This window comes from Saccharothrix sp. ALI-22-I, assembly GCF_001984175.1.
Taxonomy (GTDB): Bacteria; Actinomycetota; Actinomycetes; order Mycobacteriales; family Pseudonocardiaceae; genus Actinosynnema.
Genome location: NZ_MTQP01000048.1, coordinates 124360 through 146900 on the forward strand (window position 1 = coordinate 124360; position 22541 = coordinate 146900).

Below are 22541 nucleotides of genomic sequence, written 5' to 3' on the forward strand. Positions count from 1 at the left end.
GATCGACGAATCACGATGGAGAGTTCCATGACACTGGCAGCCGGTCATTCGCAGGACGACCGCCGAATCGACTTCGACATCGCCATGCCCGGGTTCCCGGAGTCGCTACCCGGTGACGTCCTGCACGAGCAGGCGATCATCCGGACCATCAGCGACGGCTTCGGGCGGCTGGGCTTCAAACCCTTGGACACCGCGGCCGTGCAGCGGCAGGAGGTACTGGTCGCAGGCGGCGCCCAGTACCTGGACGGTGGCATCCCCGAGTTCGCCTTCACCGTTGAGGAGCCGCCGGAGTCCCGGACCGGCGCCAGGTTCGCCCTCCGCTACGACCTCACCGTGCCGGTGTCGCGGTTCATCGCCGAGCACTCCGACAAGCTCGTCTTCCCGCTGCACAGCTACCAGATCAACAAGGTCTGGCGGGCCGAGCAGATCACCACCGCGACGCACTGGCGCGAGTTCTACCAGTGCGACGTGGACGTCATCGACCGCGGTGAGTTGAACTTCCTGTACGACGCCGAGATCGCGTACGCCGTCGACACCGCCTTCCAGGGGATCGGGGTCGACGGCTTCACCATCCGCGTCTCCAACCGGAAGGTGCTCTCGGCGCTGCTGGACAGCCACGGCGTCCGTGTGCACCGGGCGCGTGGGATCGTGCAGATCCTCGACAAAGGCGCCGGACAGGAGATCTCCGAAACCGTCGCGCAGCTGACCTCGGCGGGCGTGCCGCCGCAGGTCGCCGCCGACCTCGCCCGCCTTGCCACCTCCACCACCATCGCCGAGGCGACCGAGCTCCTCGACGCGCGCGGCGCGGACAAGACCGGTCTCGGCGAGCTGGAGCGGGTGATGCGCGCGGCTGAGGACCTCGGCATGCCCGACGGCCACCTCGTGCTGGACTTCTCGATCACCCGCGGGCACGACTACTACACCGGCACCGTGTTCGAGATCTACGCGACCGGTCGGGAGCACTGGGGCGCGATCGGTGCGGGCGGCCGGTACGACGACCTCCTCGGGCACGTGAACGGGATCAGCTACCCCGGCGTGGGCATGTCGGTCGGCCTGGCGCGGCTCATGGGCCTGCTCCGCGAGGACGGCCTGTTCGCCAGGCGGCGCCCCAGGGAGAACGCGGCGGTCGTCGTGCCCAGCACAGCGGGTCTGGACGACGCGGTGCTGCGCGCTGTGCGCGACCTGCGCTTGGCGGGCGTTGCCACCCGTGCGATGTTCGACCCCGTGGCGGCCGAGGAAACGAGTGGGATCGCCGAGGAGTCCGAGGTCGCGGTGCTCGTCGACGTCCAGGGCGCGGACGCCGTGCGTGTGCTGCACCTGCCGTCCGGTGCGGACACCAAAGTGCGGTTGGACGAGGTGGCCCGCGCGGTGGCGGAGTTGTCCGACGCGGTGAAGGCCGGCGCGTGACGTCCCGTCCCGAACGGGTCGTCCTCTGCAAATGGGACCGGGCTGCCTTCGCTGCCCTGGTTGAACTCGTGCCCTGGGTGTTCGTCGTGCTTGACGACTACGACGTCGAGCACTCGGCACCGGACTGGGACCTGCTCGGTAAGGCAGCCCAGGTGTACCGCGTCCGCGAGTTCGACTCGACCGACGAGGTGGCGGCCGTCGCAGCGGACCTTGCGCTCAGCGGTGGCGCGGACCGCGTTCTCAGCTTCACCGAGTTCAGCCAGTTCGGCGCGGGCTACCTGGCCGTGTTGCTCGGTATCGGTCCGGCCGACCCGCTCGCCCACGTCGCCGCACGGGACAAGCGTCTGATGAAGGCGAGGATCGCGGCGACCGGGGTGCGGACGACCACCTGGATGTCCCTGCCGGACCCGCTCGCGGCCGACGCGGTGGGTGCGGCCGAGCGGCTCGGATTCCCGCTCGTGATCAAGCCGGCCACCGGGTTCGGCACGCACAGCACGGTCCGGGTGGACGGACCGGGAATGCTCGCAGCGGCCCTCGGCGACTTCACCACCCGGGCGCCCTTGAAATCGCGGCAACTCATCGCCGAGCGATTCGTGCCGGGGCGCGAGCTGCATGTGGACGCACTGTGGAACGGCGACGAGCCGCTGTACTTCGTCATCAGCGTCTACCACGCGCCGCGACTGTCCCTTGTGGAGGGCAAGTGGTCGGGTGACGAGCCGGTGGACGGCAGCCGCACACTCGACCCCGACGACCACCCGGACCTGCACGCGCGCGTGCTGGAAATGCACCGGCGGGTGAATCGGGCGCTGGGCGTCCACCGGGAGGCGACGCACCTGGAGTTGTTCGAGCGGCCCGACGGAGAGCTCATCTTCTCCGAGGTCGCCACCCGGCTGGGCGGCGGTTGGATCGGCGGCGTGCTCAGCGAGTACCTCGGGTACGACGTGCACCGTGCTCTCGCCCACGCCCTGGTGCATGGCGAGATCCCACCGACGCGGCCGGCGCACCGCCACCTCGGCGCGGTGCACCTGCGTCCCGACCGACCGGGAATCATCACATCGATGCCCACCGAGGCACAGATGCGCCAAGTCGACGGCGTCCTGCACGCGCAGGTATTGCGCTCGCCCGGCGACCACGTCGACCTGACCCACCCGTCCGACTGGTGCGCCTTCGTCGTGCTGGGCGCCGACAGCGCCGCTGCCTACGACGCCTTGGCGCGTCGGGTCGTCGGTGAACTCCGAATCGAAACCGAACAGCAACGAGGGGAACCGCAGTGTTGACCGCGAACGACATCGACGCAATGGATTACAACCAGCTCATCGGTGTGGTACGGGAAACCAACCGCCCGCCGGGCGGCCTGCGCAGCATCGCGCTGCTCGCCCGGCACGGCTTCCTCGCCCGCGACTCGCATGTGCTCGAGATCGGTACCAGCACCGGTATCACCGCGGTCGAGCTGGCCAAGCTCGCGGGCTGCCGGGTGACTGCCATCGACATCAACGAGGAGAGCCTGCGCGAGGCCCGGCGGCGCGCCGAGGACGAGGGCGTCGCGCACCTGATCTCCTTCGAGCGCAACGACGCCACAGACACGGGCTACGACGCCGGGTCGTTCGACATGGTGTTCTGCGGCAACGTCACGTCCCTGATCCCCGACCGGGAGCGGGCTCTGGCCGAGTACACCCGGGTGCTCAAGCCCGGCGGTTTCCTCGCCGCGGTGCCGATGTACTACGTGGACCGACCCTCGGACCGGCTGATCGCGGACGTCTCGGAGGCGATCCAGGTCGACATCCAACCGCACTACCAGGACTTCTGGCTCGACTTCTTCTCAGGTCCGCAGCGTCAGACGTACTTGAGCCGGGCGTTCCGCTTCGACACCTTGCGGCCGGCGGACGTCGACCGATTCGTGGACGACATCCTGCGTCGTCCACACCTCGCCGAGTTGCCCGCCGACGCGCGGGAAGTACTGGCGAAGAAGTACCGCGAGCACATGCAGCTGTTCCGGGTGAACCTCAGCCACATGGGTTTCACGGTGCTGTTGCTGCGCAAGGAACGCGTCGAAGTCGAGCCCGAGTTGTTCACCTCGTCGCCGGTCTAGAGGACACCGGTGACGACGTGGCCGGCGCCGCTGCGGCCGGGCGGGCGCATTTCCGTGTGGGCACCGAGTTCACCGGGGCCGTACCTGTTCCCGAAGCGCTTCCGGCGTGGGATCGAGGCTCTGCGCTCGGACGGGTTCGCCGTCCGCGTGACGGCGTCGTGCCGGACCGCCTGGGACGTGTCCACCGGAACACCGGCAGTGCTGGCGGCCGAGCTGCACGAGCAGCTACAGGACCCCGAGTGCGATGCGGTAGTCGCGGCGGTTGGTGGCTGGACGCTGCTGAACGTTCTGCCTCACCTGGACTTCGACCTCATCGCGGCGGCCGGTAAGCCGCTGGTCGGCTACAGCGATCTGAGCGTGCTGGTGAACCTGGTCGGTAACCGCGCCGGTCTGGTGGCGTTCCACGGCCCTATGGTGCTCTCCGAGTGGGGGGAGGCCGACGGGCCCACTGCGATGACGCGGAACGGGTTCCGTTCCGTGCTCGGGCTCGGTGGGCCGTGGGAACGGCACGTGGTGGCGCACTCCGTCGAATGGTCCGACGAGCTGTTGTGGTGGGACCGGGACGATGTCCGCCCGCGCGAGCTCCGAACGGGTGGTGAAGCCCTTCGCGTGGTGCAGGGGGCCTCCGACGAGGTTGTCGAGGGTGTGTTGTGGGGGGGATCGCTGCTCGCGCTGGCCCTGACCCTCGGTACACCGTGGTGGGTGCCGCCTGGCGAGGCGATCCTGTTCCTGGAGGCGGAGGCGATCGCGCCGGACGAGTTCGCCGCGCGGCTCGGTCAGCTGCGCATGGCAGGGGTGTTCGACCGGGCCATGGCGCTGGTGCTGGGGCGGATCGGGCGACCGAGGCCCACAGCCTCCGGGTACACGGACTACGACCAGGTGGTGCGCCGGATCGTGCCGGCCGGGTTGCCGGTGGTGGCGGGGTACGACTTGGGTCACTCGACCCCGATGGTCACGCTGCCGGTGGGAGGGCGGGCCCGGCTCGCTATGTCGGAACCGGAACTCATCCTGCTCGGGCCGGGTGGATGAGGTGGGAAGGCGCCGTTCGCACGGCGCCTTCCCTCGGTCGTGTCAACTGCGGAAGGCTCGGTGCCGTCAGTCGTTCGGCACCGCGAGCAGGTAGACGATGCCGTAGAGGTCGTCCCGCCCCTCGGCGCGGTACCTGGCGGCTTGCCTATCGCAGACGTCGACCGGCTCTGCGCCGCGTACCACGTCGGTCTCACCGCTGACCAGGTCGACCATCGTGAGGTCGTACCGGGCCGCAGTGAGGTCGAGGAGGAGCTGTTCCGGGCTGCGGCCGTTGCGCCGCAGCCCGTCCGGCCAGAACTCCAGCCACAGCACAGGACGGTGAGTCAACAGGGTGGCTCGCGCGCCGATCAGCACCTCCGACTCCCAACCCTCGACATCGATCTTCACCAGATCGGGTGCGCGGAAGCCCGGGTTGCGCGCATACAAGCCGTCCAACGTGATCACCGGCACCGTCACTGATCGGGCCACTGCAGGAACCAGGTCTCGGTTGAGCGAATGGCACGCGAAATTGGTCGTGCTGCACCAGAGCTCGGCCACGCCGTCCACCGCGCCCGCTGCCGCGCGAATCGTCGAAACGTTCCGGTAGCCGTTCGCTTCGACGTTGCGATCCAGCATCGCCGCCATCGCCGGTTCGGGCTCCATGGCGACTACTCGACCCCGTTCACCGACTCGTGCGGCGAACAGGGATGTGTGATATCCGAAGTTTGCGCCGACATCCAGCACGGTCATCCCCTCGTCCACCAGGTCGAGTAGTATCTCGGTCTCCAGCGGCCAGCTGACGCCGCTCTCCAGAAAATCGCCGAAATGGCTGGAATCCTCCGCGAAAACGGTCAGTCGAGCTCCCCACCCGGTGGTGACCACTCGTTCGGTCAAGGTCCTATCGACCATCATCCTCACCTCCTTGTCGGGCGAACCGCCAACGCGGCTCGGACTGCCCCACGACCTCGTGCGGATCGTGCCGGTGCACCAGCGCCGCACTGAGCACCGAGCTGCGGTCCGTCGGATCGCACGTGTCGAGGTCCACTTCGACGAGGTACACGTCCAGCGCTGCGAACCGCAGGCCATCCGTCGGTCGCATAGCTGCTCTGACCTCGTCGAAGTCGCGCCATGGTCGGGTGTTGAGGAAACGCAGCGCACGGTCGCAGAACTCGTCGCGCAGTCGCTCGTCGGCGTTGGACAGGAACACCAGGTCGATGATCGAGACCACCCGGAAGAACTCCACCGGCAACAGGGACCACGGGTCCAGCGGGCCGGTGCTCCGGCCGGTTTCGTCGTACAGCGCCACCCGCGCCTGCTCCCAGCGCTCGGGCAGCGAGTAGCTGAACATGTTGTAGGAGCAGAATGGCCACGAACTACGGCCTCGGACGGTGTGCCAGAGCTGCACGCCCAAGTATGCCGCTGTCGCGCCCAGAACGGCTCGAGGACTCAGTCCCACCTCGGCCTCCATGGTTTCCATCGACTTTTCCGGGCACAGGATAACTGAGGCCTCTCTGCCCTGTCAGTATCGTCGATCGCTGTTCAGGACGATGTGGACACATCTCGCGACAGAGCTCTAGTCTCGCACTCGCGACGTACTTTTCCGTCGTCAACGACGTCAATTGATCGTCGATTTCCGACGTTCACCACTTGCGATCCGGGGGGATCTTCTGATGCTTGAAACCACGTCCGAATCGCGTGGGGAGCCATTCCCGTGAGTCTTCTGGCGAAGAGTGTCGCGGCGACCGGAAGGCGGTTGCGCGAGATCGGGCTGGAGCAGCCGCACGCCGCCGACCGGTTGGCGCTGTGCCGCCTCGTGACGGCCGCGGCGGTTGTCCGCACCGTCTGGCACATGCCGCCCGGTGAGTTCTTCACCGAGCACTCCGATCTACTCGACCGGGCACGGGGACGACCCGAACGCCGCGCCATGCCCGCAGGCGTGTACGAGGGCCTGCGTGTCACGGCGGTCCTCTCGACCACCGCGTGGGCACTCGGCGTTGACCACCCAGCTGTGAAGCTGTGCGCCAACGTTTCGTTCGGGGTACTGCAAAAGCGCGTTGTGGACTTTCACCCCGAGCTGTGGACGTACAACAGTCACCTCAACGCCTTCCTCGCGTTGCTGTCGGTGACCGAGGCACGAGCCGCGGAGGACGACGAGTTCGCCTCGACGACGCTCGCCGCGTTGCAAAGCTCCTTCGCGTGCGTCTACCTCCAGTCGGGGCTGGCCAAACTGATCGGCTCGGGGCCGTCGTGGCTACGCGGCGGCACCACCCGTGCCGCGTGGGGCGAGTTGGGGACACCGCTGGGCAAGCGGCTGGCCACCTCGGACCCGTGGATCGCCGCTCTGGCGAGCGCGGGCACCGTCGCCTTCGAGTTCGGGTTCGCCCCGGCGCTGGTGCTCGCGTGGCGGCGACGAGCTCTGGCAGGCCTCGCCTCGGTCCTGTTCCACGGCACGGTGAAGGCCACGATGGACATCTCCTTCTGGCACTTGGCGTGGTTCGCCGGCCCGCTGTTCTCGGTGCCCGACAGCGTGACGGCTGGGATCGCCCGCCACCTGCGCTCCACCACCCGGCGGTCGCGCCGTCGAGCCTGGGCCGTGGCGGCCGGCGCGGCGTTGTCACTCGCCACCCGTTCGATCAAGTGGAGGAAAGTTGTCGCCAGAGCTGGTCACTGACCGAGCCCGGATTCGCCCGCCGGCGAGTTGGAAGGACCCGGGAACGCATTACCTGCACGTGTTGCAGGATCCGTGGTACCGCCACGTGTTCGAACTGACCGACCTGTTCCACACCGCGACCGTCGATTTCTGGCGACGGCGTGGCGGGCGGGCCGCCTACCTGCCGCTCACCACCGGGTCGGTCTCCAGCCCGATGGGTCGGGGCAGCGACTCCTCGCCCGTCCGAGTGGTGCTGGAGGGCGTGCCCACCTACCTGGCCGACTCCATGCAGTTCCTGCTGGAGCTGAGCTGCCGGCTCACCGACGGCCCGAGTTACTACGTGATGCCGTCGTTCCGGGGTGAGGCCGCCGACGAGACGCACCTATGCCAGTTCTTCCACAGCGAGGCGGAGCTGGTCGGCGGGCTCGACACCTGCATCACCGTCGTGGACGACTACCTGCGTCACTTGGCGGCGACTTACTTGGAGCAGGCGGCCGACCTCGTCACGGCGCTGGCCGGTGGCACCGGGCACCTGCGCGAGCCGCTGCGGGACGGCGCGTTCCGCCGGATCACGTTCGACGAGGCGGTCGACCTGTTGGACGATCATCCGAGGTTCGTCCGACACCAGGCCGACGACTGCCGTTCGTTGACCAGGGCGGGGGAGCGACGGCTGATGGAGTTGCTCGGCCAGTTCACCTGGGTAACGCACATGGACCACCTGTCCGTGCCGTTCTACCAGGCGTTCGCGTCAGGCGACCGGGCGAAGGCCGCCAACGGCGATCTGCTGATGGGCATCGGCGAGACCGTCGGCTGCGGTGAGCGCCACGACCGGGCTGAACTCGTGCGGGAAGCGTTGGCTTTGCACGAGGTCCGCGAGTCCGACTACGAGTGGTACGTCAAGATGCGCGAGGCCGCGCCGCTGCGGACGTCGGGGTTCGGCATGGGCGTCGAGCGTTTTTTGTTGTGGCTGCTCAACCACGACGACATCCGCGACCTGGCGCTGCTGCTTCGCTTCAACGGCGAGCAGATCAACCCGTGACCGGTTGGTGGGGCGCACACCTGCGCCCCACCAACCCACGTTCAGGTCCCGAGCAGGCAGAGCAGTCCGGAGACGACTGACAGCGCGCCGTCGTGCAGCGACAGGCACACGAACTCGTGTTCGTCCGCGGTCGCCGTGGACGTCGAGAGGTCGACCGGCCACTCCACCCGGATCTCCTCGCCCGCGGGCACCCGCAGTGCGCGATGGCTTCCCTGCGGCAGCCCGGTATGCCCGCCCGCGACGAAAGCGAATCCGATCGCGCCGTTCAGAGCGGCGGCCCCACTGTTCACCACGTGCGCGCCGACCACTGCCGGCTCACTCCGCCGAGCCCACACCACACCGGTCCGCGCGGTCGGAGCGTCCGCAGTGGACTGCTCGACATCGCCGCAGTGCCTGCACTGCACCACACGCAGCACCAGGTCCCGATGGACGCGGTGGCGCAGGCGCAGCCGCACCGCCCGATCCACCCCACACCTCGGGCACGCGCACGCCTCAGCGGACTCCTGCCGCAACGCGGCCAGTCCACCCGCGGTGAACTGCCACCAGTCGCCGTGCACGCGGGCCACTGTCCGAGCCACGACGCCGGCTTGGAGCCGGTCCACCTCATCCGCCAGAGCGCGCACCTCCGCCGCCGGCACGGACTTGAAGAGGTCCGGGCCGACCGCCCTGATGTGCGCGGCCACATCGGCGAGCGCAGTCTCGTCAAGGTCCACGTTGAGCCAGCGCAGGGATCGCAGCCGGGGGAGCACGACATCGTTCCACCTGACGACCTGGTCGAGCAGAGCGGGATCGGTCTGAACGGGAGTGGAGGCCGTGGAAACGACCTGCGTCGGCGCCATGATCAGGCCCGGGTCGCCGAGCAGTCCAAACCGCGACATCTCGCCGTGCAACTCGTCGGCCCGCCGGTTCAAGGTGTCGAGCACCTCTCCGAGCGGAGCTCCGCGCGACACCTCCTCCTCGAACACCGCACGCAGCGTGACGTCCTCCACGTGCAGGCCCACCGCACCGATAACCGCTACCGCTGTGCCGTCGAGGAAACCCAGACCCACCCCGACGGAGGTGGGAAACGCGTTGTTGCCCACCGCAACGGTCGAGCACGCCTGCATGAACACCAGCGACGCGTTCACCTCGGCGGCGGGCAGACGTTGCGACTCGTCCAGATCCGGCCGATAGCAACCCTCGCCCCTCAGGCACGAGGGCACGCGCGTCCGGGTGTCCACCAGTGGCGGGGTCGGACCGGACCGACCGCAGATGACGCCGTCCGGAAAGTTCACGCAGCACTCGCGACCGAACGAGCGCAGCACGAGCGTGCCCGTTCCCCTATGCCGCAGCACGTCGAGGTCGTCCAAGCCCAGGGCGTCGGCTGTCGGCGCGTCCACCTGCGTCGGGTGGGTGGCGACGAACGTGCCGTTGTCACCCACCGCGTCCACAGTCAGAGTGCGGTACACCAGGCACAGCAACGCGGTCGCGTCACGCGCCACGATCAGGCCGACACGCGGAGCGAGCCGGCCCGGCCAGTCCGCGAGATCGGCGAAGTCGTCCGCAAGACCGACCAGCGCTGCGGGCACGTCACCGAGCCGGAGGAGCCGCGCGGTCACCTGGTCGAGCGACAGGTGTTCGTGCGGCCGGTCGCTCGCCGCGGCGAGCAGCCGCCCGGCCGCCCGGCCGGCCTCGCCCACGGACAGGACCAGCCCCACGCGCGGCTGCCTCGTTACGACCGGCCAGCCCTCGTCACCGCCCAGTCCCAGGTGCTTCCGGTACCGCGCGACGGGCGGCCCGGGCAGCAACGGGAACGGGTCGCCCGGCTGCCACGATTCGCTCCGCTGTCCCGCCGACAGGACGTCCTCGCACACAACGATCCCCGCTGTTCCCGCCCTCATGCCAGCCCCCGTCCGCGATTCTTCCAACCGGTCCAGTTTAGGGCGGGAATGCGGTTCTGGTGCTTTCGTTCAGTCCCGGGTCCATGATTCCGGATCGGCGACGACCTGAAGACCTGTGTCCAGGTTCTTGATTTCGTGCGGCTTGCCCTCCTCGAACGGCGGGAACCACACGAACGGAATGCCCTTGCGGGACGCATAGCGGATTTGCTTCGCGATCTTCTCGGTCTTGTGGTAGATCTCGGTGTTGAAACCACGCGCGCGCAGCGCGGCGGCCGTGCGCACGGCGCGCGGCCGGGCCTCCTCGTTGGGGACTACGACCAACACCTCGCTCGGCGTGCTGGCGCCGGTCCTCAGTAGACCGTCCGCGACCATCTTGGCGAAGATGCGGGTCAGACCGATGGACATGCCGATGCCGGGCAGGCTCCGGCGGATGAACGACCCGGCCAGGTTCTCGTACCGGCCGCCCGAGCAGATGCTCCCGTACTCGGGCCACTCCACGAATTTGCCCTCGTACACGGTGCCGGTGTAGTAATCCAGACCCCGCACGATGGAGAAGTCGGCCACGATACTGCCCGCGGGCAGGTCGGCCAGCTCGTTCAGCACGAACGCCAGCTCGGTCAGGCCTTCCTCCAGCAGCGCCGACTCGACGCCCAGCGCCCTCACCTGTGCGATGACGGACGAATCGGTGCCCCGCAGGCGCGCGAGCTCCAGGCACGACCCGATCTGCTCCGGGGCGAGGCCGACCCGATCGCGTAGCAGCGCGACGACGCCGTCCGCGCCGATCTTGTCAAGCTTGTCGACGGCCCTGATCACGGCGAGCGGATCAGCGATGCCCAAGCCTTCGCAGAAACCCTGGAGCACCTTGCGGTTGTTGATGTTGATCGACCAGGCGGGCAGATCGAGGCCGGTGAGGACCTCGTGGATGATGCGCGGCAGCTCGGCGTCGAAGTGCAGTGGCACGTCGTCCACGTTGATCACATCGATGTCGCACTGGGTGAACTCGCGGTACCGCCCGACCTGCGGCTTTTCCCCGCGCCACACCCGCTGCACCTGGTACCGCTTGAACGGGAAGACCAAGTCGTTGAAGTGCTGCGCGACGTAGCGCGCGAACGGCACGGTCAGGTCGAAGTGCAGGCCGAGGCGTGCCTCGGTGTCGTCTCCGGGCTCGGCCTGGAGCCGGCTGAGCTTGTACACCTCCTGTGAGGTCTCCCCCTTCGCCATGAGCACTTCGAGCTTTTCCACGGCGGGTGTTTCGATGGAGGAGAAACCGTAGCGCTCGAACGCCGTGCGGATACGGTCGAGCCACTGGAGTTCTATCAACCGCACCTCCGGCAGCCACTCGGAAAAGCCGCTTACGGGGGTGGGGCGGACCAAATCCTGGTCACTCATCGGTGGACTTCGCTCCTCGAACGGACGATGTGGTCAGGCTGTCGATGCTATACAGGTCGTGTTCGGCGTCCACACGGTCAGGTGCGGTGAGGTCCGGAATTTCCGCCGGCTCGCCGGTACTGGACTGGCTGTCGGGTGTCAGAAGTCGGCGCTGCAGCTCTGACCTGCGTTGAGCCGCCGCGGGTCGTGCTGGTTGATCAGGGCGCCGAGGATTGGCCGGCGACGTACCGACGTGTGACTCGAGTATGGGATCGGACGGTCTGAACCGCTCCGGATTCAGTGGAGACTCTGGCGTGCCCGTCCCTACGGTCGCCGCCTTGAGCGGCTGCCCACGTCAGGGACAACGCTTGTGGACGCGGACCTCAACTTCGTTGCTCAGCGAGTGTTACTGGGGCAGCACGGTCGCCAGCGGCACCAGGGTGCGCGGCGTGCAGTCGAACTGGTCGCCTGTCGCGACCATGGCAGTGAACGCGAGGTACCCCACTGCCTGCGGCTGGTAGCCGCCGATGTGGACGCCGACATCGGTGATGTTGTCGTGCTGCACCAGCAACCCGTTAGGGTTGTTGCTATTCAGCAGCCGGGTCGAGTCCTTCATGTATGCCAGCTCCGGTGGCAGTTTCACACGGATCCAGACGAAGTCCTGCGTGTGGGCGCTGACGTTTGTAAGTATCCGCGCTTGTGCTTGCCGAGAATGTCGTCCGTGCAGGTCAGGCGGCGTGGTGATACTCGTTGAGGATGCCGCCCAGCCGCTGCCGTCGGCGGATGTCGAGTCGGGTGACGGATGCTTGATCGGTGGCCGGCTGTGGCAGCGGTTGTAGCGGTCGGGCGTTGGCGATGCCCTGGTGTGGTCTATGGGTGTTGTAGAACCGCTCGTACTCGCGCAGGGCGTGGAGCAGGTGCGGTTGGTTCCAGATCAGCGTTCGGTCGAGGAGTTCACGGCGGCAGCTGTGGATCCAGCGCTCCATGATCGCGTTCATCCGTGGGATGCGGACTCCGCTGAGGACGGCCTGGATGCCCGCGTCGGCGAGGACGGCGTCGAACAGGGCCGGGAACTTTCCGTCCCGGTCACGGATCGGGAACCGTGCGGGGCTGCCCGTGTCTTCGAGGTCCATGACGAGGTTCCTGGCGGCTTGGGTGATCCAGGAGGCGGTCGGGTGTGCGGTGGCGCCCAGGACCCTGACCCGCCGGCTGGCGTGCTCGATCACCACGAGTACGTGCGGGCGGATGCCGGTCAGGTTGTCGGCCACCAGCGGTGCGAACGCCTTCAACCGCAGGAAGCCGGGGCGTTCGGTCAACGACCACCGGTCCGCGCGCGGCTGGTAGTGCCACTCCCGCTGCGGCTTGAGGCGGGTGTCGGTGAACAAGTCGCCGGTCACCACGGGGGAGTGCGTCGACCGGCAGACCGGGCGTGCCGCCGGCGGGCACACGGCCCGTCCACACCATGTTGCCGATGCCGTCCGCGCCTACCCGCAGGTCGCCGTGGTGGTGTCACCGGACTTGCAAACCCAGGAGCCCACAGGGGAGTTCGTCCAACCGCGGCCTTCGCGCTGCCCAACTGCTCCAGACAGGTAGCCGATCTGGCCCTTCAGCGCAGTGGGCGACTGGCGGACGAAGCACTCCCGGTCCGCCCACTCGATCACCCCCATCGGTTACGCCCCTTCGTCCGGGACAGTGTCGCCCTTGATGTGGCAGGCCGGGTGCAGCCCTGCTGCATCAGGTCGAGCGCCCACAGCGTCGACTGGACTGCTCTCCCGCACCGGGCGTCGTGTGGACCGGCGAGGGGTCAGGATCGGCTGCACGAGTCGACGTCGGTCCACACCGGTGCGGGCGTTGATGAGAGCGATCAGCAGGTCGACCGCTTCGTCGCCCACCCGGTCCGGGCGGAGGCTGAGCGTGGTGACGGGCGGGGTCGTCGTCGCGTAATCCGGATCCTCACTGAGGCACGCCACCAGCAGGTCCTGCGGCACCCGAAGCTCGTGGTGCCGGGCGGCGGCGAGGATGTTGTGACCGGAGTCGGAGTAGATGCCGATGACGGCGTCCGGTCGCGGATCGCGGTCGAGCAGCCGGCCGACCGCGTTCCGTTCAGCCGTGAAGTAGTCGGGCAGTGAGGCGTACTCCTCGACGAGGGCGGGCAGGTCGCGTTCGGCGCACCAGGACGCGTAGGCGCGTCCGATCAGGTGCGGGTACTCGTCGTCGTGCAGTGGCAGGGTGAGCCCGATCCGCCGGGCGCCGGCCTCGGTGAGGTGGTCGAGCAGGAGGCGCAGGCCCGCGTCGTAGTCGGTGTGGACCCACGCGTCGCACCGGTGCGGCTGGGGCGGTCGGCCGTCGCAGACCATGGGGATGCCACGCTCCCGTAGGAGGGAACGCACCGGGTCGTCGGCGCGCGGACCGACGTGGATGACGCCGTCCATCGGCGTGTTGAGCCACATCCACGGTGACAACGAACTCGGCATCACCATGAGCAGGTAGCCGCGTTCATGCGCTGCGGCGATGGCGCTCAGCGCCAGTTGTGCGTAGTACGGGATCTCGGTGTACGGGACGGGAAGGTCGCCGTATGTCGTCATGGTCAGGCCGAGCACTCCGGTGCCGCCGCGGGCCAGGGCACGGGCCGTGCCGGCCGGGGCGTAACCGAGTTCGCGTGCCGCGGCGAGCACGCGCTGCCTGGTCGTCTCGGACAGCCGTCCGGTGCCGTTGAGCGCGTTCGACACCGTGGCCGTGGACACCCCGGCCCGTGCGGCCACGGCACCGAGCGTGGGGCGTTGCCAGACACGCGAGCTTCTCATGTGTTCCCCAACAGCCTGTGACGGCTTGTGGTTAAGACGTTAATCACTCAACCTACCGGCGACAGCGGCCGGAACCGCCGCCGGGTCTGGAGTGATCACATGTCAGATGCCCTTGGCGGCACTGCTAAAGGCCCGCGGGCGGCTCGTTGCACCGGCGGGCGTTCCTGGCCGCGGCGGATGTCAAATTCCGCATCTGGGCTCGGCCGGGCCGTGTCACGTTAAGACGCTCGGGGCCTCGCGGCCGCTGGGAGGAGTGTGTCAAATGGACAAGAGGGAAGCGGTGGAGACGAGGATTTCCCAGGTGCGGCAACGCACCGTAGCTCCGGTCGTTGCGGCGCGGCGGGCGCTGTGGACGTTTGTCATCATAGCCGAAGCGGCCGGTCACGGTGAGGATCACTCAGAACAGCGATGTGAAAACAAATGGTGCCGTCGGCCGAGGAAGGCCGACGGCCCTTTCTGACCGTACACAGGAGACTCGAGTGGGATACCGGAAGACCCTGCCCTGGCTCGCTGCCGTGGCCTTCTTCACGACCGCGTGCAGCGGCGCGTCCGGCACCGGCCCGGCCACCGCGGCCGGCTTGTCGTCAGCGTCCGAGGAGCAGAACAAGGCGCTCGTCCTGCGCCTGTACTCGGAGGCGTTCAACCAGGACAAGACCGACGTGGTGAGGGAGCTCGTCGGAGCGGACTACGTGCAGCACGACAAGTCGGTGCCCGGCGGAGCCGACGGGCAGGTCAAGCAGTTCCAGGACCTCAAGGCGAAGATTCCCGGCGCGGTGGCGACCGTCAAGCGCACGGCCGCCGACCGCGACCTGGTGGCCGTGCACTGGCACGCGTCGGCCACCCCGGCGAACGAGGCGACCGGCGAAGCCAAGGTCGACCTGTACCGGGTCGGCAACGGCAAGCTGGTCGAGCACTGGAGCATCACGCAGACCGTGCCGGCGACGACGGTCAGCGGCAACTCCCTGTTCAGCGACCAGTACCAGTACCCGAACGGGGCGCCGACCCTGTCCGAGGAGCAGGAGGAGACGAACCGCGAGTTCGCGGTCACCGCGTACCGCAAGCTCTCCGACGGTGACGCGGCCGTGGTCGACACGAGCTGGGATACCAGCACAACCCGGCGATCGCGAACGGAACAGGTCCGCTGAAGCAGCTGATGCAGCAGGGCAACACCTCGCCCAGCGCCACCCCCAGCGCAAGCACCGGGAGCGGCGGGACCCAGTTCGGCCACACCCTCGCCGACGGTGACCTGGTGTGGGTCTTCAGCTCCGACTACGTGGTCATCCAATACCCGTGCGACGTCTACGCGGACCAGCGCTGGCAAATGCCGGGCAACGGCAAGGGCATCGCCCAGCTCCGCAACTTCCACTCCCAGAAGTGCGTGGCCACGCGTTGGACCGCCCGTCGGCGGCTGCCAGCACGATCCGGGCCCGCAGTACCTGCTGATGCTCAGCCCGGCCGCGCCGTGCCAGAGCCTCCAATGTCTGCCGATCCGCCTCGTCCAGCGTGATCGCATACGGGCTCCGCACGGCCACCCAATCCACCCCACTCCAAGATCGACTATGGGAGTGGGACGGTATCGGGCAGTATCGTGACCCATGGCCTTCCCGCTCGAGTCGACCAAGGTCTCGCTGCGCCAACGCCTGCGTGCACGCGCCGGGGAACGCTGGCCCCAACTGGCCACCGTGCGGGTGCGCCACCACGGCGCGTTCGCCTACCTCACCGGCGAACTCGCCGACGGCACCACCCTGCCGCTGCTGCGGTTGCGCTACAACGGATCCGCCACCACCTGGGGCTTCGCCATCTACCGCGCCAGCCGCGACGGCTACGAGGACTCCATCCTGCCCAGCGGCTACCCCTTCGGCACACCACAGGAAGCACTCGACTGCGCCTGCGGGCTCTACCTCAACGACGCCACCGCCTGGCAACCCCTGACGAACTAACGGTCGCGACCCGCCACAGAGTTATGGCACCCACCCTGTTGACCGGACGCTGGCGCGCCCTGCGGCACTTCACCGCAAGCCCTCGCAAAATCGGCGACATCATCAAAGCCGCTCTCGTGCTCACCCATTTCGAGTACGGACGGCTGACTTGAAACTCGCTGAGATCACGTCAATGTGTCGCCAAAGATTGGTACTCCCGGTACATGGCGGCCAGCTTGTGCGGATCACGCGCATCGGTGAGGAATTCGTCGACCAGTGCGAATAGAGTGTCGACGGCCCGCTTGTGCTGCTCGACGCTTACCGGGTCGGCCGTTTGTCCCGATTTTTCCACCTCGAAGGCCAAGCGTAGGCAGAGGGCCGACCAATCGAGACTGGAGTTGTACCCAAGGCGGACCAGAAGCCATTCGCGGAACCCGCGGAGCAGTGCGAAGTCATTACCGAAGTCACAGCCACGGAGAAAGTGGACCGCAGCCGAATAAGATCCATCCAGGCCGTACATGCCCGGCCTGGCGTGAACTCCTCTGAGCAACTCCTGGAGGTGCAAGCAAACTCCTAGAATCCAAAATCAATCACATCCGAGTATTCAAACTGCGCCTTGTACTCGTCAATGGGAAGCCCATTTCGTGGCGTGAAGGCATCATACACCCTGCCCTCGTGCACCACCGCGTAGTGGTGATCCCATCGATTGTACTGGCCTTGGTAGGGCCCCAGCAGCGGATACGGTGCCTGAGGAGTGATGTGGTGAATTTCCCCGCCGCCAAGGCTTCGTTGAATCTGGTCTGCTACTTCCCGGCAGTCACCGGGCCCGTCGGAGATCTGGTCCTGACTGCGCGGCAATCCGGGAACGTCATGCTGCGGGCAGGTCGAGGACAACCCGTACGGATCGATCCAATGAACGGGGTTCGGGACGTACGCGTGGTGATTCGGCGAAGGGCTCAGGCCGAGCGGGTCAGGCGACTGGTAGCGCGCCGTGCCAGGGTCGTAATACCGGAACAGGTTGTAGCTCAACCCCGTCTCGGGGTCGTGATATTGCCCAGGGAACCGCAGCGGCGTGCCGGTATGGCCGGTAACGCGTTGCAGTGCCTCTCCCCACACCGTCGTCTGCGCACGCCAAGGTATATTCCCATCGGCGTCGACGAGTTCGCTGGGCGCGCCGACGACGTCGGTGATGATGGAGTAGAACTGCTGGTCGATCCAGGTCTCCGGTGCATCACGAAAGGCATGTCGCTCGACTTGGACAAGGGCACGGAGTGTCCCGGGCTTCCAGTCCCAACTAATGCTTCGATAATCGTTGTGGATCTGTTCGGCAATCGTAGTCCCGTCCCACACGAAGTCGATCCGCTCGACCACCTCGTCACCGGACGGGGCGAGGCGCTGTTTGGTCATGCGCCGCCCTAGCGCGTCATAGAGGTAACGCCATCGCGTGGCGTCCGGTGTTACCACGCCGATCAATTGGTCCTCGGCGTCCCATGTGTAGTGCCACGCGTCCGGCTTCGAAGAAGGTCGCTTCCGCTGGCGCGACACGACTCTGCCCTGCCCGTCGTGCTGGTATCGCGTGTTTCCCGCAGTCTGGACCAGCGTTCCACGATATTGCCGAGCGCCGCGATCGTCGGGATCCCCGGCGGGTCCGTCGGCAAAGATGACGTTGTTCGAGGCATCGTACCGGTACTGCTCGTTCCAGCCATTGCCGCGTACCGTCGTGATCTGGCCGGTGGCGTTGAGGTCGAAGTGCCGAGTTCCCATCGAGTCCTCGACGGAAGTCACATACCCGTCGCGGCGGTAGTGGTACCGGCGATGCGAAACCACACGTGCCTGGTGCGATTCCGACTGGTGTGGCATCCGGACGAGCTGGGACACGGTCTGACTGGACAGCCGATAGCCGACTTCCCATGACTGGGCGAACACGACGTTCCTGCCGAACCGTCGCTCGATTTCGTGCCCTGCGGCGTCATAGTCGAAACTCAGCGTGTGATCGGCCGTGGTCAACCGTTTGGGCAGGCCCCGGCGATCGTATTCCCAAGAGCTTTCCAGGCCGGTTCCGGTTGTTCGGCGCACCCTGTTGCCGAGCGCGTCGTAACTTGACGTGACCGCACGGCCGTTGACCCGATCCTCCACTACCCGGCCGAGCGGATCACGCCGGAACGTCACCTCGGCGTGCGCATTGACAGCTCGGACGATTCTTCCTGCGGGATCGTATTCGAACGTCGACACGCTGCCGTCACTCGTGCGTTTCTCAACGAGGTTCCCCAACACGTCGAACCGACTGGTGACCGTCTGACCTATGCCGTTCGTCCGACTGATCGGCTGACCGGCCTCGTCGTACGCGTACCGAACCTCGCGCCCGTTGAAATCCACTTCCCGAATGAGGTTCCCAAGCGGGTCGCGCTCGTATCGCCATACCTTCCCATCCGGGTTGACAACTTCCGAAAGACGCATTTCCGTGTCGTACCTGAACTCGATACGCGCTCCAAGCGGATTTGTCTGGGCCAGTGGCAGGCTGAAATGAGTGGTCTCGGTTCTGGTCACCTGGCCGACTGCGTCGACGTGCTCGACGTGGTTGCCTTCGGCGTCGTAGCTCCAACTCTCCTTCGCACCGCCCGGAAGGGTCCGCCACAACAGCTTCCCTTCTACGGTCCAGCCGAACCTGACAACCTGCCCAAGCGGGTCCGTGATCGCGGCGACACGGCCGAACTGGTCGTAGTCGTAACGGGTGACCGCTTCCATCGAATCGATCACCTCGACCGGGAGACCCGCCGCGTTGCAGCGGATCAGTCGAGTGTTCCCGAGCGCATCGACTACCTTGCTCGGCGAACCCGTCGCATTGTATTCGGCCCGCGTGGTCGCTCCGGACGGGTCCGTCACGGCCACCAGATTTCCGCGTTCGTCGTACTCGTGCCGCCACACCGCTCCATCAGGATCGACCACGACCCTCGGCAGACCGAGGGAGTTGTATTCCGCGCTGGACCGACTGCCATCCGGCCTGACCACCCCAGTCTGGTTGCCCAGATCGTCGTAGGAGTAGCGCGTGGCGCGCCCCAGCGGGTCAGTCCTGACGAGAAGCCGGTCGTACGGGTCCCATTCCTGGAGGGTCTCACGGCCAAGTGGATCAATTTGGCGCACCACCTGGTGTGCCTCATTCAGATAGTATTTGGTGACATTCCCCAGAGAGTTTGTGTACGTGGTGACCCGTTGGCGGATGTCGTAGTCCCACGTTCCGGTAAGAGCTCCACCCGAACCTTGAGAGGACACCACGCGGCCGTCAACGTCGTAGTCATACTGATACCATTCGCCACTGCGGTCGACCCAACGAACGACGCGACCGGCGTGATCGTATTCGAATTCAAACGACCGGTCGGACGAATTGGTTACCGCGACGAGTTGTCGCCGGTCATTGTACCGGTACCCCACCAGCGGGATGTCGCCTTTGACGGCCCGCAGGACCAGTTTCGTGATCAGGCCGTCCTGGGCGTGAACACCGATCCGGTAGCCACCCGAGCCGCGGATCTCGACAGGCGAGCCGCTCTCGTCGTAGTCGAAGTCGATCCGGTTGCCGTTGCGGTCCGTGATGGCGCATATCTGCCGCGTTCCAGTGCCGCCGGGAAAATGCAGAATGCGCCCCTTGTCCAGTTGGGCGACGGTGTAGTGCCCGCTTTCGGTGCGCATGAGCGGCCACCGTGGGCCATTATCGGCGAACACCTCGCCGCCGACGGACCGCGGGTGCGGGTAAATCAGCCGAACTCCGGTGGAATCGGCGAAATAGACGGCGTCGTCCTCGACCTCGATACGTTGATCGAGCGTGGAAGCCCAGGATCGACCGAAGAACCGGCCGACACGGTACGACGAGAAGTGGGCCCGCTCAACCACCAGTGGAAGGACGCCCGCCAGTTCGACGTCGGTCTGGTCCATGAACATCTGGCCGGTTGCCAGGTCGACGGGGTCACCGGAGCCGGGAACGCAACCCTGCTCGCGCGAGTCGGTCTTCGGGTCTCCCCCGTTCTCCTTCATCGAAGGATTGGCCGGGTCTTTCTTCGGGCTGGTGGAGGTGCCGTCTGGGGATTTCGAGCCGGTCGAAGGGCTCGAAGTCGATGGTGAGGTTCCGCTCGGCGCCGAATCGGGACTCGTGGTCGTACCTGATGGCGTGGTCGTTCCGGAGGGCGAGGTGATCCCCGACGGCGATGTGGTGCCCGAGGGCGAGGTCGTGCCGGAGGGGGATGTGGTGCCCGACGGGGAAGTGGTGCCGTCGGGTCCTTTGACGGTGGGTGCGTCCGGCGCGCTCGGTGCGTTCGACGGGCTGGTGGTTCCGGGGCTGCTGGGGCTGTCGGTCTTGCGGCCGAGTTTGGCCAGCTTCTGCATGATCTCGCCGAGCTTGTCCAGGACCTTGCGGATGCGCGGGGTGACGTTGCCGATGGTCTTGACGAGTTTGCGGACCAGGTCGGCGATCCGGTTGCAGACCTTGGCGATGGTCGAGGTGGCCTGGGCCACGATCAGCGGCGTGGCCAGGCCCAGGGTGGCCACCGCCTCCAACGCCCAGGTGATCAGTTTGCCGACGACCTCGGCGACCAGGTCGCGGATGATCTCGCGGACCGCGGCGACGACCTCGCCCATGATCATCACGCCGGCACCGACACCGTCGGCCAGCGTGCCCGCCCCAGCGATGGCGTCCGCGGTCTGCGCGGCGTGCCCGCGGTAGGTGTCGGCGGCCTGCCCCTGCCAGCTCGGCGCGTCCTGGCCGGCCAGTTCCTCGGCGATCCGGCCGACCTCAGCGGCGACGTTGCCCCAGGTCTCGCTGAACGAGCGGATCACCGGCGGGTCCCCGGCGAACCAGTCCAGCGCCTCCTTGAGCGGCTGCACGTGCTCGATCAGCCACGACACCCCGTAAGAGGCGACGGTGCCGATGGGGTCGATCACCATCGACAGCACTTCCAGGCCGACGCCGACACCACCCAGCCCGGCCGCGACCCAGCTGCCGTCGGAGATGCCCTGCGCCAGATCGCCCGCGGACTCGGCGATACCGATGCCGGTGACCGCCGTCGTGTCGCTCTGCGCGGTGGCGACCAGGGGATTGTTCACGTGTTCATCCCGTCGAAGCGGGCGGACTCACCGGACTCCTGCTCGTCGTAGGCGCGGGACGTCTCACGCAGCTTCGCCGCGTTGTCCGACACCGTCTCCGCCGCCTTGGCCAGCGCGTCCACCCCCATGTCCTCGAACGGCTGCAACAACATCGCGAACGGCTGGCACACCACCCCGTAGGCGGAGTCGTTCATCGCCACCGTCCGCGCCGCGTCCGCCGCCGCGCGCAACCTGTCCGCCAGACCCTCCACCCGACCCGCCAACGCGCCGATCTCACCGGTCAGCGCCTCGTATCCACCAGCCATCAGGTCACCTCAGGTAGCCGTCGTCGCTGAAATCGCCGTCATCGTCCCCGCGCCGGCGGGGCCGCGCGGCGGGCGGCGCGTCCGGTTCGGCCCGCGGGAAGTTCCGCTCGGCGACCGCGACGATGTGCCGACCGGACTCGGTGTCACCGACGGTGTCGCCCACGATCCGCGCCAGTTCCCCCGGGTAGCCGGCCTGCGCCTTGCGCATCGCCTCCATCACCGCCGCCGCGATCTGCTCCGGCCGCAACCGGCCCACCTCCGCGGTCATCGTCACCGCGCTGGGAATCCCGTTGGCCCCCACGGTGACGCTCACCGCGCCACCCGCCGCCGACGCGGTGATCGAGATCCGCTCGACCTCCTGCCGCATCGACGCATACCGGGCCGCCTTCTCCTCGGCATTGCGCTCCCAGTTGTCCACCAAGTTCTGCACATGGGCCAGCGGATCGGTCATCGGCTCCCCCTCCGGTGACGTAGAGATCGGGCCAAGCTACTACGTATGGGACGAGGTCTTGGCGGTGTGTTCCCAAGATGCCCGGTTCGGCTCAACCGGTTGCCCCAGACCGGTGTACTAGCCGTTAGGTCTGTCGCGTGCGGTGAGCAGGCGCCGACGCAAATCTGCGGCTCCGGTCACTTGAGGACTTGACGGCGAGGAGGAGCGTACGAAGGAGAGTTCGTTGTGCTGCAACGGAGTTCGCCTGCTTCGAACTGCGTTCAGCTCGACGCGAGTGTGCGCTTGGTGATCTCTGGTCAGCGGCGGCCGGTGGCCAGGATGACGAGGAACTGGCCGCCGCCCGCCTCGATGTCGGCGGTCACCGGCAGCCCGGGTACCAGTCGGGAGAACCGGTCCACCAGCCAATCCGCCGCCTCTCGGGCGTCCTGTTCGGTCGGACAACGGGCCACCATCTCGCGGCCCCCCTTGCGCTCCAGCCTCCCGGCAACGGTGATCAGCGGCGCGGGTTCGACCACGTGCAGGCGGTCCGG

At 67.3% G+C, this 22541-nt stretch carries 19 protein-coding genes and 1 pseudogene; 8 read left to right on the forward strand and 12 right to left on the reverse strand.

Going from position 1 to position 22541, the window contains the following annotated elements:
* Positions 1–27: 27 nt before the first annotated feature.
* From ALI22I_RS09580 to ALI22I_RS09595, 4 genes are all read left to right on the forward strand, one after another.
* Positions 28–1407, forward strand: a complete 1380-nt coding sequence (locus ALI22I_RS09580) for an ATP phosphoribosyltransferase regulatory subunit (protein WP_077005104.1) — start codon at positions 28–30, stop codon at positions 1405–1407.
* 86 nt (positions 1408–1493) lie between these two features.
* Positions 1494–2684 (forward strand): ATP-grasp domain-containing protein, encoded by a 1191-nt coding sequence (locus ALI22I_RS09585; protein WP_143532092.1) that lies wholly within the window; start codon positions 1494–1496, stop codon positions 2682–2684.
* Positions 2681–3496, forward strand: a complete 816-nt coding sequence (locus ALI22I_RS09590; protein WP_202970901.1) for a class I SAM-dependent methyltransferase — start codon at positions 2681–2683, stop codon at positions 3494–3496. The genes ALI22I_RS09585 and ALI22I_RS09590 overlap by 4 nt, the downstream gene beginning before the upstream one ends.
* Before the next feature lie 9 nt (positions 3497–3505).
* Positions 3506–4525, forward strand: a complete 1020-nt coding sequence (locus tag ALI22I_RS09595; protein ID WP_077005106.1) for a S66 peptidase family protein — start codon at positions 3506–3508, stop codon at positions 4523–4525.
* A 66-nt stretch (positions 4526–4591) separates the two neighbouring features.
* On the opposite strand, the gene ALI22I_RS09600 is transcribed toward ALI22I_RS09595, so the two are convergent.
* The gene (locus tag ALI22I_RS09600) at positions 4592–5386 is read right to left on the reverse strand and encodes an FkbM family methyltransferase (RefSeq protein ID WP_077005107.1); all 795 of its coding nucleotides are present in this window, start codon (positions 5384–5386) and stop codon (positions 4592–4594) included.
* A 16-nt stretch (positions 5387–5402) separates the two neighbouring features.
* Positions 5403–5852 (reverse strand): hypothetical protein, encoded by a 450-nt coding sequence (locus tag ALI22I_RS50620; RefSeq protein ID WP_077005108.1) that lies wholly within the window; start codon positions 5850–5852, stop codon positions 5403–5405.
* A gap of 363 nt (positions 5853–6215) precedes the next feature.
* On the opposite strand from ALI22I_RS50620, the gene ALI22I_RS09610 reads away from it, so the two are divergent.
* On the forward strand, positions 6216–7175 hold the full coding sequence (locus ALI22I_RS09610; RefSeq protein ID WP_143532093.1) for a hypothetical protein: 960 nt from the start codon (positions 6216–6218) through the stop codon (positions 7173–7175).
* Positions 7176–7233: 58 nt separating this feature from the next.
* Positions 7234–8193, forward strand: coding sequence for an amino acid--tRNA ligase-related protein (locus tag ALI22I_RS09615; protein WP_238598242.1), 960 nt, complete (start codon positions 7234–7236; stop codon positions 8191–8193).
* Between the two features lie 41 nt (positions 8194–8234).
* Here ALI22I_RS09615 and ALI22I_RS09620 read toward each other — a convergent pair whose 3' ends face one another.
* The 5 genes from ALI22I_RS09620 to ALI22I_RS09645 all read right to left on the reverse strand — a co-directional run bounded on the left by ALI22I_RS09620 (position 8235) and on the right by ALI22I_RS09645 (position 14245).
* A complete protein-coding gene (locus ALI22I_RS09620; protein ID WP_077005110.1) occupies positions 8235–10046 on the reverse strand; it encodes a hypothetical protein in 1812 nt (603 codons plus the stop codon).
* Between the two features lie 96 nt (positions 10047–10142).
* Complete coding sequence (hisS, locus tag ALI22I_RS09625; RefSeq protein WP_077005111.1) at positions 10143–11462, reverse strand: histidine--tRNA ligase; 1320 nt, start codon at positions 11460–11462, stop codon at positions 10143–10145.
* A 385-nt stretch (positions 11463–11847) separates the two neighbouring features.
* Positions 11848–12057 (reverse strand): hypothetical protein, encoded by a 210-nt coding sequence (locus ALI22I_RS09630; RefSeq protein ID WP_143532094.1) that lies wholly within the window; start codon positions 12055–12057, stop codon positions 11848–11850.
* 112 nt (positions 12058–12169) lie between these two features.
* Positions 12170–12838, reverse strand: a complete 669-nt coding sequence (locus ALI22I_RS09635; RefSeq protein WP_202970902.1) for an integrase core domain-containing protein — start codon at positions 12836–12838, stop codon at positions 12170–12172.
* A gap of 273 nt (positions 12839–13111) precedes the next feature.
* A complete protein-coding gene (locus tag ALI22I_RS09645; RefSeq protein ID WP_083751596.1) occupies positions 13112–14245 on the reverse strand; it encodes a LacI family DNA-binding transcriptional regulator in 1134 nt (377 codons plus the stop codon).
* 479 nt (positions 14246–14724) lie between these two features.
* On the opposite strand from ALI22I_RS09645, the gene ALI22I_RS52325 reads away from it, so the two are divergent.
* Positions 14725–15390 (forward strand): nuclear transport factor 2 family protein, encoded by a 666-nt coding sequence (locus ALI22I_RS52325; RefSeq protein ID WP_077005114.1) that lies wholly within the window; start codon positions 14725–14727, stop codon positions 15388–15390.
* Between the two features lie 450 nt (positions 15391–15840).
* The gene (locus tag ALI22I_RS09655; RefSeq protein ID WP_077005115.1) at positions 15841–16185 is read left to right on the forward strand and encodes a hypothetical protein; all 345 of its coding nucleotides are present in this window, start codon (positions 15841–15843) and stop codon (positions 16183–16185) included.
* A 169-nt stretch (positions 16186–16354) separates the two neighbouring features.
* Here the strand turns inward: ALI22I_RS09655 and ALI22I_RS09660 are convergent, their stop codons facing one another.
* The 5 genes and pseudogenes from ALI22I_RS09660 to ALI22I_RS09680 all read right to left on the reverse strand — a co-directional run.
* Positions 16355–16729, reverse strand: a complete 375-nt coding sequence (locus ALI22I_RS09660; RefSeq protein WP_143532095.1) for a hypothetical protein — start codon at positions 16727–16729, stop codon at positions 16355–16357.
* A gap of 8 nt (positions 16730–16737) precedes the next feature.
* On the reverse strand, positions 16738–21255 hold the full coding sequence (locus ALI22I_RS09665; protein WP_077005117.1) for an RHS repeat-associated core domain-containing protein: 4518 nt from the start codon (positions 21253–21255) through the stop codon (positions 16738–16740).
* A complete protein-coding gene (locus ALI22I_RS09670) occupies positions 21252–21560 on the reverse strand; it encodes a type VII secretion target (RefSeq protein ID WP_077005118.1) in 309 nt (102 codons plus the stop codon). Before ALI22I_RS09670 ends, ALI22I_RS09665 begins: the two co-directional genes overlap by 4 nt.
* A gap of 4 nt (positions 21561–21564) precedes the next feature.
* Positions 21565–22011, reverse strand: a complete 447-nt coding sequence (locus ALI22I_RS09675; RefSeq protein WP_077005119.1) for a YbaB/EbfC family nucleoid-associated protein — start codon at positions 22009–22011, stop codon at positions 21565–21567.
* A gap of 296 nt (positions 22012–22307) precedes the next feature.
* Positions 22308–22541, reverse strand: a pseudogene (locus ALI22I_RS09680) (hypothetical protein); the annotation flags it as partial.